Below are 15706 nucleotides of genomic sequence, written 5' to 3'. Positions count from 1 at the left end.
TCAGGCCAAAGCTGTCGAAATACCACGGATACCCCGGCCAAACACTTGGGTATCCGCACAGAGAGCCAGAGGATAATGCCCGTGCGATACGCTTATGGATTGACCAGTGCCCTGTTGGTGGGCGGCGCGGCCGTCTCGCTGATCACCGGCATGCCCGCCGGGGCGCAAGTAGCGCAAAATGACCAGCAACGCCTCTCGCAGATCGTGCCGCGCGCCGGGGCCCCGGCCAGCTTTGCCGATCTGACGCATCAGTTGCAGCCCGCCGTGGTGAACATTTCCACCCGTCAGCGCGTGCGCGTGGCGGGCGGCGCTCAGGGTGGGGCGAACCCGTTCGCGGGCACCCCGCTCGAGGGCATCTTTGGCGACAAGGACGGGTCGGACGACGATTTTGGCGGCCGTGGCAACGGCGGTGATCCGCGCGGCGGCAACAGCTTTGGCGGGCAGCGCGGCGGCGGGCAGACCCGTGAGGCGCAGTCGCTTGGCTCGGGCTTTATCGTGTCGGCGGACGGCTTTGTGGTCACCAACGCCCACGTCATCACGCCCGAGGGGCAAGGCGTGGTCGAGACCATCTCGGTCACGATGGCCGATGGCACCGAATATCCGGCCCGCCTGATCGGCAAGGACACCACCTCCGATCTGGCCGTGCTGAAGATTGATGCGGGCAAGGCGCTGCCTTTCGTCAAGTTTGGCGACAGCAATGCCGCGCGCGTGGGCGATTGGGTGATCGCCATCGGCAACCCGTTCGGTCTGGGCGGCACGGTGACGGCAGGGATCATCTCGGCGGTGTATCGCAACATCGGCTCGGGCAGCCCGTATGACCGCTATCTGCAAACCGATGCGGCCATCAATCAGGGCAATTCGGGCGGGCCGATGTTTGACATGCGCGGTCAGGTGATCGGCATCAACCGGGCGATCTTCTCGCCCACGGGTGGCAGCGTGGGCATCGGCTTTGCCATTCCCGCCGAAATCGCCGCGCCCATCGTCGACAAACTGATGCGCGGGCAAAGCATCGAGCGCGGCTATCTGGGTGTGCGCATTCAGCCTTTGTCGGACGAACTGGCTGAAAGCATGGGACTGCCCCATAACAAGGGCGAGATCGTGCAGATGGTCGAGCCCGGCAAAGCGGGCGCGCTGGGCGGGATCAAGGCTGGCGACGTGGTGGTCAAGGTGTCGGGCAAGGATGTGACGCGTGAACAGACGCTGTCCTTCCTGGTGGCCAGCACCGCGCCCGGCACCCGCATCCCCATCGAGGTGATCCGCGATGGCAAGCGCGTCATGCTGGAGGTCACCGTAGGCCGCCGCCCCTCGGACGAGGAACTGGCCGGCGTGTTGGGCGGCCGCCGTGGCGCGGGCGAACAGGGCGGTGGTCCGGGCGGCGCGCAACAGGGCGCGCAAACCCGCTCCAACGTCATCGAACAGGCGCTGGGCCTGCGTTTGCGGCCGCTGACGCCCGCTATCGCGCGGGAATTGAACATGCAGCCTGGCACGCAGGGTCTGGTGGTGGCCGATGTCGACGCCAGCTCTGACGCGGGGGCCAAGGGGCTGCAAAGCGGCGATGTGCTGTTGGCGGCCGGTGGCCGTCCGGTCGGCAGTCTGGCCGAGCTGGAGGGCGTGATCCGCGCTGCCAAGGCGGCTGGCCGCTCGGCCATCAGCCTGCAGGTGTTGCGCCCCGGTGAGCAGCCGGTGTTCATCGGCCTGCGCCTGCGCTGATTGCCCTGACGTTCCGGCCACCCCTGCGGGGGTGGTCCTGACAAAACCCCCGCTGGTTGCGCACCAGCGGGGGTTTTTGTTGTCAATGACTACAATAAGGTCGCGTTTGGACCGCCCTAACCCGGCAGCGGCGGAAGCCTTTGCCCCCGCCTCCGCCACAGGTCAGTTGTCGATGTCCAGCGCGGGCGCGGCGCGGGGACGGCGCGGCGCGCTCTGCCCGCCATCAAGGCTCTTGTCCGGGCCGGTCTGCGTGTCGCGGCGCGGACGGTCGACCGGCACTTGCATGCCATTGTCAAAACCCTGATCGCTCCCCTGATCGACCGGCGCCTGATCAGGCACCATATAGCCATCCGGGCCGACCATATTGCCCATGTCATCAGGCTCCAGCTGAAATTCGGGCAGGATCAGTTGCGTGTCGAACTGTTCGGGCGGACGTTTGGCCACGGCCACCTTCATATATTGCGCAAAGGCCCGCGCCGGAGGCCCGCCGCCCGCCAGACCGCCCACCGGATGCGCGTCATCGCGGCCCATCCACACGCCGGTCGTCACCCCGCTGGAAAAGCCCAGGAACCAGCCATCCTTGCTGCTGGTGGTGGTGCCGGTTTTGCCCGCGACCGGGCGGCCGATCTGCGCCGCCTTGCCGGTGCCGATGTTGACGGCGGTCTGCAACAGGTCGGTCATGCCCGCCGCCACGGTGGGCGATACCAGCACCTGCCCCTGCGGGCTGGCATGTTCATACAGTACCCGGCCATCGGCCCCCAGCACCTTGACGATGCCATAGGGTTCAACCGCCACGCCCTTGGCCGAAACGGCGGCAAAGGCGCGCACCATGTCGATCACCCGCACGTCATTGGTGCCCAGCACCATCGAGGGATTGGTGGAAATCGGCGTGTTGATGCCAAACCGCCGCGCCATCGCCGCCACTGTGTCAAAGCCCACCTGCTGGCCCAACTTGGCCGCAATCGTGTTCTTGGAATAGGCAAAGGCGGTGCGCACGTCGATCTGCCCGGCATAGCTGCCGCCCGAATTGCGCGGGCTCCAATTGTCGATGGTGACCGGTTCGTCGACCACCGGATCATCGGGCTTTACGCCGCTTTCCAGCGCCGAAAGATAGACAAACAGCTTCCACGCCGAGCCGGGTTGACGCATCGATTTGGTCGCGCGGTTATAGTTGGACGAGACGTAATCCAGCCCGCCCACCATCGCCAGCACCGCGCCATCGCGGTCCACGCTGACCAGCGCGCCCTGTGCGCCCTTGGGCACATTGGCCTGCATCGCGGCCATGGCGGCATCCTGCGCCGCCGGGTCCAGTGTGGTCCACACCTCCAGATTTTCGGGCTTGGCCGGGTCGCGCGATTCCGGCAACAACACGTCCAGCTGCGGCAGCGCCCAGTCGGTGAAGTACCGCACCGAGGTCTGCGCCGCTTCCTGCACCAGACGCACCTTGGCCGGGTCGGCCTGCGCGGCCTGTTCCGAGGTGATGGTGCCTGCGTCCAGCATCACGCTGACCACCACCTTGGCGCGGTCAACGGCGGCCTGCGCGTCAGCGGTCGGGGCGTAATGGCTGGGCGCCTTGACCAGCCCTGCGATGATCGCTGCCTCTGGCAGGGACAATTGCGTGCCAGCGTGGCCAAAGAATTTGCGGCTGGCCGCGTCAATGCCATAGGCACCGCCGCCGAAATAGACCTTGTTCAGGTAGAGTTCGAGGATCTCGTCCTTGGAAAAGCGCCATTCCAGCGCCAGCGCGATCAACGCCTCCTTGATCTTGCGGTCAAAGGTGCGGCTGTTGTTCAAAAACACCGTGCGCGCCAATTGCTGTGTGATGGTCGAGGCACCCTGACGGCGCTTACCGCTTTTGGCGTTGACCATGATCGAGCGCGCCACGCCCACCGGGTCAATGCCCATGTGGCTGTAGAAGCGCCGGTCCTCGGTCGAGATGATGGCGTCCTTCATCACCTGCGGGATTTCGCCAGCGCTGACCCATTTGCCATAGGACGGTCCCATCGAGAACAGTTCCGACCCATCGCGCGCGCGCACCAGAATGGTCTGGCCGTTCTGACTGGACTTCAACTGATCGAAATCGGGCAGATCGCGCGCCTGAAAGAACACGATCATCATCAGCGTAAAGGCCGTCAGCAACCCTGCCGCGCCAAGCCAGATCGCAACTTTCTTCAACACCCGTTTCCATCCCGATTGCGGCCCGCGCGGGCCATCACCGCCCCCATTGGGGCCATACATGTCAGAGCCATCCGCCCGATAAGCGCCGCGCCGCAAATCCGATCTTGCCATCGCCCTGTCCAAATACCCCGATCACCCGCGATAGGCGGGCGTTTACGCCAGTCTGCCCGCCGCCTATCGCGCGCAGGGTTAACCAGAGCTTGCCAAGTCGCCGCCATATATCAGCTTGGCACAAGAGGCGATGTGTTTTCACCTCCGTCTTATGGCGTAGATGGCGGCGCGGATCAGTCCGGATCGAGCGGGTGGAAGGCCAGCGCCGCGCTGTTGATGCAATAGCGCAGACCCGTGGGCGCCGGTCCATCGGGAAAGACATGGCCCAGATGGCCATTGCAGCGGGCACAGCGCACTTCGGTGCGGATCATCCCGTGCGAAACGTCGCGGTGTTCATCGATTCCCGCGCCCGGAGTCGGGGCAGAAAAGGCCGGCCAGCCACAGCCCGAATTATACTTGCCATCCGAATCGAACAGCGGCGCGCCACAGCCCGCGCAGACATAGTCCCCCGGCGCAAAATGGTGGTCATATTCCCCGGTAAAGGCCCGCTCGGTCCCGGCCTCGCGCAGGATGTGATATTGCGCAGGGGTCAGGCGGGCGCGCCACTCGGCCTCGGTCATGGGCAGGTTACCTGTGTCTTTTCCGTCATTTGCGGAGTCATTGGCCATGTGGGCGTCCCTTCCTATGCAATATGCCTGTGACGTTTTGCCATATATCCCTGACATCGCCACTGCGGCAAGAATGTCGCTGTCAGCAGAAAAACTGTTACCAAACATGACAATCACATTGCCGAAAATTTCGCATTTGTGATAGACGCGCTTTGTCAGTGCATGGGGGCGACACCCCGCACCGGCGAACCAGAGAGGATCATATATGCACATTCACAGGGGGCACCTGCTGTCCAGCGCCGCGATGGCGTTGGCGGTTTTCGCCGCGAATCCCGCATTCGCCCAGACCGAACCGGCCGCGCCCGCACCCGCGGCGCCCACTGCCACGACCACTGGCGAAATCGTCGTCACCGCACAGTTCCGCAGCCAGAAGCTGCAGGATACGCCGTTGGCGATCACCGCGATGAACGGCGCTTCGCTGTCGGCCCGTGGCCAGACCAACATCGCCGAAGTGGCAGCCCAGACGCCCAACGTCACGCTGACCCCGCAAAACCAGTACCTCGGGCCGGGCATCATCGCCTTTATCCGTGGCGTGGGCCAGACCGACCCCAACTTTGCGCTGGAACCGGGCGTGGGCATGTATGTGGACGATGTCTACCTGCCGACGCTGACCGGCTCGCTGCTGGACCTGATGGACCTTGACCGCGTCGAAGTGCTGCGCGGGCCGCAGGGCACCCTGTCGGGCCGCAACTCGCTGGGTGGCTCGATCAAGCTGTTCTCGGTCAAGCCGCAGGGCAACAACAAGGGCATGCTGGAAGTCACCTATGGCAGCTTCCACCGCGTGGACATGCGCGGCTATGTCGACACCAAGATCACCGACAACCTGTTTGTCCGCATCTCGGGCGCGACCAAGAACCGCGATGGCTATGTCAAGCGTCTGGACTATGCGCTGACCCATCCGGGCAGCAATGTCCCCACGCTGGCTTCGGGCGGGAACCCGGTGCTGGGCACGCTGGGCGGCACCAGCTTTACCGCCGCCAAGGTGGCGCTGCGCTGGCTGCCGACCTCCAACGTCGAGGTCAACGTGTCGGGCGATTACACCCGTCAGCGTGACGAGCCGGGCGCCAGCGTCCTGATCTTTGGCAATGCGATCGGCCAGTTTGCCGGCAGCACCGGCGCCAAGTCGGCCAGCCGTCCGTGGCTGGTGGGCACCAACGGCGCCTCGGTGCCGCTGAACTGCGCCTTTGTGACGACCGGCGGCAACAGCTGCGACACGCTGTCGGGCTATGACGGGCGTTATGTCAGCTATGCGACCTATCTGGACAACGCCAACCGCGATGGCCAGATGCCGTACAAGCCCTATTCGCTCAACCCGCATTCGAACCTCGACAACTATGGCTTTGCCGGCACGATCGACTGGACGATCAGTGATGGTCTGGCGCTGAAGTCGATCACCGCCTATCGCCATTACGATGCCGACTGGGCCTTTACCGAAGGCTCGCCGGTGGTCCCCGCGCTGATGGATCAGGGCCAGTCGAACACGCAATGGAGCCAGGAAATCCGTCTGTCGGGCAAGGCGCTTGACCGTCGTCTGGACTACACCGTGGGCGGTTTCTACTTCAAGGCGGACGGCACCTATACGGGCCGCATCGACCTGAACTATGCGGGCGTCGACTTCCTGCATGGCCCCGACACCACCCCGGCCCAGAACAAGGCGCTGTTTGCCAATGGCTCGTTCAAGCCGGTGGATGCGCTGACGATCACGGCGGGTGTGCGCTCCAGCTGGGACAGCAAGGACTATCACTATGTCCGCCGCAATCCCGATGGCACGGCGATCCTGCCTTGCAATCCGGGCTATCCCTTTGGTCCGACGCAGCCGGCCAACTGCGCCATCGCGGGCGTGAACGGCCTCTCGTCGCACTTTGAAAAGCAGCGCACCGACTGGCGCGTGGCGGTCGACTACCGCTTCTCGCCGCAACTGATGGTCTATGCGCAGGTGGCGACCGGCTATCGTTCGGGCGGCGTCAACCCGCGCCCCTACTACCTGAGCCAGGCCAAGCCCTTTAATCCCGAAACGCTGACCGCCTATGAAGTGGGCTTCAAGTCGGACCTGTTCGACCGCAAGCTGCGCTTCAACGTCTCGGCGTTCTATAACGATTACAAGGACATCATCCTGACGGTGCGCAATTGCCCGAATACCGCGGGCGATCCGGCCACCCCGTGCCTCCAGCCCAAGAATGTGGGTTCGGCGCATGTGAAGGGCTTTGAAATCGAAACGACGATCAAGCCGGTCGCGGGTCTGACCTTCGACGGCTCGCTCTCCTATCTCGATTTCAAATATACCTCGGTCGACACGGCCACCACCGGCGTGACGCTGGCGATGAAGCCGCCCTACACCCCCAAGTGGAAGTGGAACGTGGGCGCGCAATATGACATGGCCGACGTGCTGAACGGCACGCTGACCTTCCGTGTCGATGGCGCGTATCAGTCGCATATCTACACCGATCCCACCAATGTCGACGCGCTGTCGATCGCCACGGCCACGGCCACCGGCGGCGGCGGTTCGCTGGCCACGGTGGTCGCCACGAACAAGATCGACGGCTATTTCCTGGCCAACGGTCGCATCACGTGGAAAAGCCAGCAGGGCGGTTGGACCGGCACTTTCGAAGTGCGCAACCTGACCAACAAGTACTACTTCACCTCGCTGAACTATAACGGCACCACCTATGGCACGGTGTCGGGTGCGCCCGGCCTGCCGCGTACCTGGGCCGTGACGGTCAAGAAGGAGTTCTGATGCCCACCGGGCGGATGGGGCCACGCGCTCTGCCCGCCCGGTCTTTTCGGCCCAAAGCGCCGGGTTGCCTCATGCGCTTGTGACCGGAAACGAACAGGCCGCCCCTTCCCATGTGGAAAAGGCGGCCTGTTTGCGTTTGGGATCGCGGGCTGGCTCAGTCCAGCGGCGCCACCATCAGCGCGGTGCCGTGGATGCCGATGACTTGCAGCCTTGTGCCCTGCGCCGCGTCAGCCCCGCGCGCCAGCCATTCGCCATCGCCCAGCCGCACGCGGCCATGACCGGCCGTGATCGCCTCTGTCACCACCACCACCTCGCCCACCAGACGGGCGGCGCGGTCGTTCAGCGCGGGGTCCTCGCTGTCGGCGCGGTGGGTCAGGGTATAGCGCCGCCCGACCAGCACCGATCCCAGCGAGAGCGCCGCAAACAGGCCCACCTGCGCCGCAATCGGCAACATCGGCATGCCCCACACCACCAGCGATACAACGCCCGCCGCCCCCGCCATCCAGATCAGGAACACGCCCGGCACCACCATTTCGGCCACGGCCAGCAGCATCGCCAGCCCAGCCCATGCCCAGTGCAGATCCCAGCCGGCGGGCATCACACGCGGCCACCACTGCGTGGCACGCCGATACCGGCGGCGGGCGGCGGCGTGTCCGCTCCCACCGGACCCAGCGCTTCACGCACCAATTGCCCCACCCCGCCCAGCGATCCGATCAGTTGCGTCGCCTCGACCGGGAAAAGGATGGTTTTGGCATTGGGGCTGCTGGCGAAACCGGCGACGGCCTCGGTATATTTCTGCGCGACGAAATAGTTCAGCGCCTGCGTGCCCGATGTGGCGATGGCCTCGGACACCACGCGGGTCGCCTCGGCCTCGGCGGCGGCGGCGCGTTCGCGGGCCTCGGCGTCACGGAAAGCGGCCTCGCGGCGGCCCTCGGCCTCCAGAATCTGGGCCTGCTTCTCGCCCTCGGCCTTCAGGATGGCGGCGCTTTTTGACCCTTCCGCTTCCAGGATCTGGGCGCGCTTTTCCCGCTCGGCCTTCATCTGGCGGGCCATGGCGTTGCTGATGTCGGCGGGCGGGCGGATGTCCTTGATCTCGACGCGGGTGATCTTCACCCCCCACGGCGCGGTCGCATGGTCCACCACCGAGAGCAGGCGGGCGTTGATCTCGTCCCGCTTGGACAAGGTCTCGTCCAGATCCATCGAGCCCATCACCGTGCGCAGATTGGTCGTCACCAATTGCATGATCGCCATATAGAGGTTCGACACCTCATAGGCCGCGCGGCCTGCGTCCAGCACCTGAAAGAACACCACCGCATCCACGCCCACCATGGCGTTGTCGCGGGTGATGATCTCCTGCCCCGGCACGTCCAGCACCTGTTCCATCATGTTGACCTGTTGGCCAACGCGGTCGACAAACGGGATGATAATGCTCAGCCCCGGCCCCGCCGCATGGGTGAAACGGCCCAGTCGTTCAATCGTATAGACATAGCCCTGTCGCACAACGCGCACGCCCATCGCCAGAAACACGACGACCAGCGCCAGCAACGACACCAGAAAAAAGCCCATGACATCCCTCCTGCGGCGGGCGGGTTACATGCCGCGCCCGGCCCGCAGAAGCCTATCCTAGTGGGCCGACATTACAATTGGCTGAAGAGCGCCAGCATTCGGCCCCATGCCCGGTCCGCCTCGGGCTTGTCATAGCTGGGCGCGTCGATCGTGCACCAGCCGTGGTCGGCGTTATACACCTCCACCTCGGCGGGGCGGCCAGCGGCGGTGGCGGCGGCGCGCAGGGCGTCCTTGTCGCCGGGCGCGCGGGCGTCATCATTGCGGCCGATGGCAAACAGGAACCGCGCCTGTGTCGCCGCGATCAGTTTCACCGGGCTGTCGGGCGCGTCGCCCACCAATCCCCCGCCATGCAGCGAGGCCGCCGCGCGGATCCGCCCCGGCACGGCCGCTGCCGCGCGCACCGTGTATGGCCCGCCCATGCAATAGCCGCAATTGCCGATGCCGCGCCGCGTATCCACCGCCTTCTGCTTGTCCAGAAAGGCGACAAAGGCCTTGGCATCGCTGGCGGTGCCAGCCGGCGTGATGGCGGCGATCATCGGTTTCAGCTTGGCCTGCCCCTCGGGCGTGCGCCATTCGGACATGGTGGCCATGATCGGCGCGGGGGCGCTGCGGTAATAATGGTTCACCACCAGCACGGCATAGCCATCCGCGGCCAGACGGCGGCCCATCACCTTGTAGGCCTCGCGGCTGCCGGCGATGTCGGGCCACATGATGATGGCGGGATGGCGGCCCTTGGCCGGGTGCAGAAACAGGGCGTCACAGGTGCCGTCAGGCGTAGTGATGGTGACGGCGCGTTCGCTCAACGCCACGCCCGCCGCCTGCGCGCTGGACGCTGCGGCCAAAGCGGCGGTGGCGGCGGCGGCCTGCGCGGCAAAATCGCGGCGGCTGATCCCGGCGGCCGACAGGCGGGCCTCTTCCTCGATGGCGGTCAGGTCGTCACACATGGCTTGGCTCCCAATTTCTGGCATTTGGTTTGGCACGCAGGCTGGCGCAGATGGGCCGCGCTGACAAGGGCTGGCAGCGCACCGGGTGCGCCCCCATCCACGCCGATGCGCGCCCAGCCAGATAGGAGGGGGACGATGCACAGTTGGGGCTTGAAAGGTGACGCCCTCGCCCCTACACTTCATAACGATTGTTAATAAAACACAGAATCACAAAACCGATAGATCTAGGTGGGGATGCATGGCAATTTTTCCGCAAACGTCGCATTTTGTCGGGCTGAATCAGCCTATTGGGCAGGAAGTCAGCCTGAAGGGGCTGAAGCTGGAGGGCACGCTGCCGGTCGAGGTGCAGGGCGCTTTTTTCCGCGCCGTGCCCGATCCGCATTTCCCGCCCAAGTTTGACGATGACAATGTGCTGTCGGGCGATGGCATGGTGTCGCGCGTGGCGTTCAATGCCGATGGCACGGTGGATTACGACATCGCCTATGTCCGCACCGCCCGCTGGCTGGCCGAGGATGCGGCGGGCCGCGCCCGGTTTGGCCGCTATCGCAACATCTTTACCGATGACGCCGATGTGCAAAGCACCGACCGCACCGTGGCCAATACCACGCCAGTGTGGCACGCTGGCCGCCTGTTGATGGCCAAGGAAGACGGCAAGCCCTATCGCGTGGATCCCAATACGCTGGAAACGCTGGGCAGCTATGACTTTGACGGGGCGTTGAAATCCGAAACGATGACCGCCCACGTGCGCATCGACGCGCAAACCGGCGAGATGTTCGTCTATGGCTATGAGGCCGATGGCGTGGCCGGCAAGCAGGTCAGCTATTTCATCGTCGACAAGACCGGCAAGCTGATCCGCGAGCAGTGGTTCGAGGCGCCCTATTGCGCGATGATGCATGACTTTGCCATCACGCAAAACTATGCGCTGTTTCCGATCTATCCCACCACCTGCGATCTGGAACGGCTGAAGGCGGGCGGCGACCATTGGGTGCACGAGATGGAGACCGACAGCTGGCTGGGCGTCATGCCGCGCTATGGCGATGTCTCGGAAATGCGCTGGTTCAAGGGGCCAAAGGGCGTCTCGGCCTATCACTTCATGAACGCGTTCGAGGACGAAAACGGCATCATCCATTTCGACCAGTGCCTGTCGAACACCAACGCCTTCCCCTTCATCCGCGAGGCGTCGGGCATCCACATGGCCCCGTGGGACGTCAAGGGCGCGCTGACCCGGTGGAGCGTCGATCCCAAGGGCGATGCCACCGCCGTAACCGAAACCATCGTTGGCCCGCCGGGCGACTTCCCCGTGATCCCGGCCACAATGCAGGGCCAGCCCAATCCCTATGGCTGGATGCTGTCGATGGACCCGGACATGAAGGGCCCGCCGCTGGCCGGTGGTCCGGTCGGCGCGATGTTCAATTGCGCGTTGCGGCTGGATTTTGTGAACGGCGCGCCGCAGGCCGGCCATGTGGTCGATGCCCTGCCCCTGCCCCCCGGCATGAGCTTTAACGAACCCGTCCATGTGCCCTCGAATGACCCGGCGCATCTGGGCTGGCTGGTGACGGTGGTGGACCGCGCGGCGGGCGACAGCTTTGAACACGAGGTCTGGGTGCTGGACGGTGGCGCATTGCACAAGGGGCCGGTGGCCCGCGCGGTGATCCCCACCCGTCTGCGCCCGCAGGTGCATGGCTGGTGGGTGCCCCAAGCGCAACTGGACGCGGCAAAGGCATAATCACATACCGGGGCGAGGCGTAACAGCGCCCGCCCCATACCTCCGGCTTGTCCAGCCCGCTCCCCCGGCCCTGCCACCCAAAGTCTACCCTGTCGGGTGGCAGGGCCGGGGGAGCGGGCTGGAGCCGGAACCCCAATAAGGAGAGGATATATGGGCAAGATCGTCATTACCGGCGCCAGCGGCAATTATGGGCGCGGCGTCACCGACCGGCTGGTGGCGATGGGCCGCGCCGCCGACCTGATCCTGATCACCCGCAGCCCTGAAAAGCTGGCCGCACGCGCCGCGCAGGGCTGTGAAGTACGCTATGGCGACTATGACAAGCCCGAGACGCTGGCCGCCGCCGTTGCGGGCGCGGACAAGATGTTGCTGATCAGCGGCACGCGCGTGGGCGCCCGCGTGGTCCAGCACAAGGCGGCCATCGACGCAGCGGCGGCAGCGGGTGTGCGGCATATCCTCTACACCAGCTTTATCGGCATTGATGACCCCGCCAACCCCGCCGAGGTCCGCCACGACCATATCGAGACCGAGCGCCTGATGAAGGCGTCTGGCTGTGCCTGGACGATGCTGCGCGACGCGCATTATGCCGATGCGATGATCATCATGGCGGGCCCGGGCATGATGGCCAGCCGGCAATGGGTGTCGAACTCGGCCGATGGCAAGGAGGCAATGGTCTGGCGCGACGATTGCATCGAAAGCGCGGTGGCATGCCTGACCACCCCCGGCCACGAAGGCCAGACCTATAACATCACCGGCCCCGACATGCAGGACTTTGGCGAAGTGGCCGCGATCCTGTCCGAAGTGACCGGCGTGCAGGTGGACTACATCCCCAGCACCGACGAACAGCAATATGCCATCTTTGACGCCATGGGCATCCCGCGCCAGCCGGTGGACGATCAATACGTCAAGGGCATCCCGTGGAACAGCGACGACATGGTGACCTTTGGCCGCGCCATCCGCGAGGGGTTCCTGGCGATCTGCACCGATGATGTGTTGCGCCTGACGGGCCGCCCGGCGCGCAGCGTGCGCCAGATGATCGAGGACAACGCCGACATGCTGCGCGCCGCCGCCATGGCCCCCGCGCCATGACCACTGACCCCGCCCTGTTGGCCCGCATCACCGCGCTGGAGGATGAACGCGCCATCATCCGCCTGCAAACCGCCTATGGCTATTACGTCGACAAGGCGCAGTGGGACGAGGCCGCCGACCTGTTCGCCCGTGACGCCACTCTGGAGATCGCGGCGCGCGGGCAGTTTCGAGGGCAGGACCGCATCCGCGCCTATTTGAAATGCCTGCCGGGATTGATGCCCGGCACGGTGTTCAACCATATGCAGTTGCAGCCTTTGATCACGCTGAACGGCGACACCGCGCAGGGCCGCTGGCGCGCCATCATGGAGGTGGCGATTGCCGGCGCCGTCGACATGGTGGGCGAGGCGACCTACGAAAACGCCTATGTCCGCGAAGCCAATGTGTCTGGTGAACCCGTGTGGAAGATCGCCAAGCTGCATTGCTATGTCACCTATTACGCCGACTGGCAAAAGGGGCTGGCGGGGGGCGGCGTGCCGATGGGGCGCGAGCTGCCCGAATGCCCGCCCGATGCGCCCCAGACGGTTGATTACGACAGTTTCCCGGCGGTTTACGTGCCGCCCTATCACTATCCCAACCCGGTTACCGGGCGGGCGTGGAGCGCCTGAACCGCCCCCCTGCCCTCATCACAGAACAGACAAGAGGATATGCCCATGCAACCGCCTGCCATTGAACTCAAAGACCCCGTTCTGGCCCATCCCGACCGCCTGTATATCGGCGGGGCGTGGGTGGCCGCCCATTCGGGCCGCACCATCAGCCAGATCAGCCCCAACACCGAGGAGGTCGTCTCGACCGTGGCCGAGGCTGATGAGGTGGACATGGATGCCGCCGTCGCCGCCGCGCGCGATGCCTTTGACAATGGCCCGTGGGGCCGGATGCAGCCTGCCGAGCGCATCGGTTACATGAAGGCGATGTCCGCCCATCTGCACGCCCGCGTGGGTGAGGTGGCGCGCGCTTGGACGCTGCAAATGGGCGGTTTGGCCAGCTTTGCCGGGCCGATGCAGATGGGATCGAACATGACGTTCGACAATATCATCGCCATGGCCGAGGCGTTCCAGTTCGTCGAACAGCGTCCCACCACCGGCGCGGCTGTCGGCTTGATCGCCTATGAACCGGTGGGCGTGGTGGCGGCCATCGCGCCGTGGAACGGGCCCTATGGCATCATGCTGAACAAGGTGGCCTATTCGCTGGCCGCCGGTTGCACCGTCATCATGAAGCCCAGCCCCGAAACCGCGATCGAGGCCTATATCATCGCCGAAGCTGCGCAAGCAGCAGGCGTGCCGGCCGGCGTGGTCAATCTGGTGTGCGGCCACCGCGAGGCGTCCGACCATCTGGTGTGCAACCCCGGCGTCGACAAGGTCTCGTTCACCGGCAGCACCGTGGCAGGCAAGCGCATTGCCGAGGTCTGCGGCAGCCGCATCGCGCGCTGCACGCTGGAACTGGGCGGCAAATCGGCGGGCATCGTGCTGGACGATTTCCCGGTGGAGATCGCCGCCAAGCTGATCACTGGCACGATCTGCATGATGAGCGGGCAGGTCTGCGCGATGCTGAGCCGCATTCTGGTCAGCCGCGCGCGCCACGACGAACTGGCCGCCGCGATCGCCGCCGAGATGGCGCAGGTCAAGATCGGCTATTCCGACGATCCGTCCACGATGCTGGGCCCGGTGGCGATGAAGCGTCAATTGGAACGGATCGAGATGTATATCGAGGAAGGCAAGAAGACCGCCACGCTGGTATGCGGTGGCAAGCGTCCGGCCCATCTGACCAAGGGGTACTTCATCGAACCCACCCTGTTCGCCAATGTCGACAACGCCAGCCGCATCGCGCAGGAGGAGATCTTTGGCCCGGTGCTATGCCTGATCCCCTATGACACCGAGGAAGACGCGATCCGCATCGCCAACGACAGCGCCTTTGGCCTGAACGGTTCGGTCATCACCAATGACGCAGAGGCCGCCTATCGCATCGCCCGCCGCATCCGCAGCGGCGCTGTGGGGCAGAACGGGCTGCGCATGGACTTTGGCCTGCCGTTTGGCGGGTTCAAGCAATCGGGCGTGGGACGTGAGGGCGGTCTGGAGGGCCTGTTGGGCTATCTGGAAAGCAAGACGATCCTGATCGACGGCATGCCCGCGCAACTGTAACGCCTGAAGGGACCAGCCATGACCCAAACCGCCAACCACGTCGCGAGCAAATCCATTGTCATCACCGGCGCGGGGGGCGGCTTTGGCCGGCTGGTGTCGATCAAGGCGGCCATGATGGGGGCGCAGATCACCTGCGCCGACATCAATCCTGACGCCGCCGCCGCCGTGGTGGCCGAAATCACCGCGGCGGGTGGCACCGCACAGGCCATCCCCACCGACGTCACCGATCTGGCGCAGACCCGCGCGGCGGTGGCGGCGGCGCTGGACGCCTATGGCGCGATTGATGTGATGATCAACAATGCCGGCACCATGCCGCTGGCGTTTTTTGCCGATCATGATGCCGCCTATGACGCATGGGTGCGCTGCATCGACATCAACGTCAAAGGCGTGCTGAACGGCATTGTCGCGGCCTATGACCCGATGATGGCCGCCGGGCGCGGGCATGTGATCAACCTGTCCTCGATCTATGGCAATTTCCCGGTGGTGGGCGCGGGCGTCTATGGCGCGACCAAGTCGGCGGTGTGTTTCCTGTCCGAATCCCTGCGTGTCGAAAGCCGGGGCAGGATCAAGGTCACCACGATCAAGCCCACGGGCGTGCCCACCACCGGCCTGTCGGGCACGATAATCAATGCGGCGGCGGGCGTGGGGATTGTCGCGCACAACATGGGCGAATTTGGCGCGATGGTGGCCGCCATGCAGGAGGGTACTTTCCCGCCCGAGCGGCTGGACGCGGACAACATCGACTATGCCAGCCTGGCGCCCGACCACATTGCCGATGCGATCATCCATGCCATCAACCAGCCGTGGGGTGTGGCGATCAGCGAGATGACGGTGCGCGCGGCGGGGGACCATTTTGTGCTGTGAGCGCGATGGACAAGGTGCGCGCGGCGCGGCATCTGTACCGTCAA

At 65.1% G+C, this 15706-nt stretch carries 12 protein-coding genes; 7 read left to right on the top strand and 5 right to left on the bottom strand.

Annotation, left to right across the window (positions count from 1 at the left end):
• Positions 1–75: 75 nt before the first annotated feature.
• Positions 76–1710 (top strand): Do family serine endopeptidase, encoded by a 1635-nt coding sequence (locus GTZ99_RS08460; RefSeq protein ID WP_161717866.1) that lies wholly within the window; start codon positions 76–78, stop codon positions 1708–1710.
• Between the two features lie 162 nt (positions 1711–1872).
• Here GTZ99_RS08460 and GTZ99_RS08455 read toward each other — a convergent pair whose 3' ends face one another.
• Together GTZ99_RS08455 and msrB are read right to left on the bottom strand one after the other, a co-directional pair.
• Positions 1873–3948, bottom strand: a complete 2076-nt coding sequence (locus GTZ99_RS08455) for a transglycosylase domain-containing protein (protein ID WP_161718459.1) — start codon at positions 3946–3948, stop codon at positions 1873–1875.
• 224 nt (positions 3949–4172) lie between these two features.
• Positions 4173–4559, bottom strand: a complete 387-nt coding sequence (msrB, locus tag GTZ99_RS08450) for a peptide-methionine (R)-S-oxide reductase MsrB (RefSeq protein WP_227711198.1) — start codon at positions 4557–4559, stop codon at positions 4173–4175.
• A gap of 253 nt (positions 4560–4812) precedes the next feature.
• On the opposite strand from msrB, the gene GTZ99_RS08445 reads away from it, so the two are divergent.
• Positions 4813–7341, top strand: a complete 2529-nt coding sequence (locus GTZ99_RS08445) for a TonB-dependent receptor (RefSeq protein ID WP_161717864.1) — start codon at positions 4813–4815, stop codon at positions 7339–7341.
• A 154-nt stretch (positions 7342–7495) separates the two neighbouring features.
• On the opposite strand, the gene GTZ99_RS08440 is transcribed toward GTZ99_RS08445, so the two are convergent.
• From GTZ99_RS08440 to GTZ99_RS08430, 3 genes are all read right to left on the bottom strand, one after another.
• A complete protein-coding gene (locus GTZ99_RS08440; protein ID WP_161717863.1) occupies positions 7496–7939 on the bottom strand; it encodes an NfeD family protein in 444 nt (147 codons plus the stop codon).
• Positions 7939–8907, bottom strand: coding sequence for an SPFH domain-containing protein (locus tag GTZ99_RS08435; RefSeq protein ID WP_161717862.1), 969 nt, complete (start codon positions 8905–8907; stop codon positions 7939–7941). Before GTZ99_RS08435 ends, GTZ99_RS08440 begins: the two co-directional genes overlap by 1 nt.
• Before the next feature lie 71 nt (positions 8908–8978).
• The gene (locus tag GTZ99_RS08430; protein ID WP_161717861.1) at positions 8979–9851 is read right to left on the bottom strand and encodes a dienelactone hydrolase family protein; all 873 of its coding nucleotides are present in this window, start codon (positions 9849–9851) and stop codon (positions 8979–8981) included.
• A 238-nt stretch (positions 9852–10089) separates the two neighbouring features.
• Here GTZ99_RS08430 and GTZ99_RS08425 point away from each other — a divergent pair, with 238 nt between their 5' ends.
• The 5 genes from GTZ99_RS08425 to GTZ99_RS08405 all read left to right on the top strand — a co-directional run bounded on the left by GTZ99_RS08425 (position 10090) and on the right by GTZ99_RS08405 (position 15662).
• The gene (locus GTZ99_RS08425; protein ID WP_161717860.1) at positions 10090–11577 is read left to right on the top strand and encodes a carotenoid oxygenase family protein; all 1488 of its coding nucleotides are present in this window, start codon (positions 10090–10092) and stop codon (positions 11575–11577) included.
• 150 nt (positions 11578–11727) lie between these two features.
• Positions 11728–12663 carry an SDR family oxidoreductase gene (locus tag GTZ99_RS08420; RefSeq protein WP_161717859.1) on the top strand — a complete coding sequence of 312 codons (936 nt, stop codon included), beginning with the start codon at positions 11728–11730 and terminating at the stop codon, positions 12661–12663.
• Positions 12660–13268: a nuclear transport factor 2 family protein gene (locus tag GTZ99_RS08415; protein WP_161717858.1), complete on the top strand. Its 609-nt coding sequence runs from the start codon at positions 12660–12662 to the stop codon at positions 13266–13268. Before GTZ99_RS08420 ends, GTZ99_RS08415 begins: the two co-directional genes overlap by 4 nt.
• 45 nt (positions 13269–13313) lie before the next feature.
• Positions 13314–14798, top strand: coding sequence for an aldehyde dehydrogenase (locus GTZ99_RS08410; RefSeq protein WP_161717857.1), 1485 nt, complete (start codon positions 13314–13316; stop codon positions 14796–14798).
• A gap of 18 nt (positions 14799–14816) precedes the next feature.
• Positions 14817–15662: an SDR family oxidoreductase gene (locus GTZ99_RS08405; protein ID WP_161717856.1), complete on the top strand. Its 846-nt coding sequence runs from the start codon at positions 14817–14819 to the stop codon at positions 15660–15662.
• Positions 15663–15706 lie beyond the last annotated feature (44 nt).

The sequence above is a fragment of the Novosphingobium ovatum genome (assembly GCF_009909235.1).
Classification (GTDB): Bacteria; Pseudomonadota; Alphaproteobacteria; order Sphingomonadales; family Sphingomonadaceae; genus Novosphingobium; species Novosphingobium ovatum.
Note: the sequence above shows the minus strand (reverse complement) of the source record. Positions and strands in the feature narration are given on the sequence as shown.

Excerpts from the sequence above, each read along its gene's own strand:
- GTZ99_RS08440 (WP_161717863.1), bottom strand. The coding sequence starts at position 7,939 with ATGCCCGCCGGCTGGGATCTGCACTGGGCATGGGCTGGGCTGGCGATG.
- GTZ99_RS08455 (WP_161718459.1), bottom strand. The coding sequence starts at position 3,948 with ATGTATGGCCCCAATGGGGGCGGTGATGGCCCGCGCGGGCCGCAATCG.
- GTZ99_RS08420 (WP_161717859.1), top strand. The coding sequence starts at position 11,728 with ATGGGCAAGATCGTCATTACCGGCGCCAGCGGCAATTATGGGCGCGGC.
- GTZ99_RS08445 (WP_161717864.1), top strand. The coding sequence starts at position 4,813 with ATGCACATTCACAGGGGGCACCTGCTGTCCAGCGCCGCGATGGCGTTG.
- GTZ99_RS08405 (WP_161717856.1), top strand. The coding sequence starts at position 14,817 with ATGACCCAAACCGCCAACCACGTCGCGAGCAAATCCATTGTCATCACC.
- GTZ99_RS08430 (WP_161717861.1), bottom strand. The coding sequence starts at position 9,851 with ATGTGTGACGACCTGACCGCCATCGAGGAAGAGGCCCGCCTGTCGGCC.
- GTZ99_RS08415 (WP_161717858.1), top strand. The coding sequence starts at position 12,660 with ATGACCACTGACCCCGCCCTGTTGGCCCGCATCACCGCGCTGGAGGAT.
- GTZ99_RS08425 (WP_161717860.1), top strand. The coding sequence starts at position 10,090 with ATGGCAATTTTTCCGCAAACGTCGCATTTTGTCGGGCTGAATCAGCCT.
- GTZ99_RS08410 (WP_161717857.1), top strand. The coding sequence starts at position 13,314 with ATGCAACCGCCTGCCATTGAACTCAAAGACCCCGTTCTGGCCCATCCC.
- msrB (WP_227711198.1), bottom strand. The coding sequence starts at position 4,559 with ATGACCGAGGCCGAGTGGCGCGCCCGCCTGACCCCTGCGCAATATCAC.
- GTZ99_RS08460 (WP_161717866.1), top strand. The coding sequence starts at position 76 with ATGCCCGTGCGATACGCTTATGGATTGACCAGTGCCCTGTTGGTGGGC.
- GTZ99_RS08435 (WP_161717862.1), bottom strand. The coding sequence starts at position 8,907 with ATGGGCTTTTTTCTGGTGTCGTTGCTGGCGCTGGTCGTCGTGTTTCTG.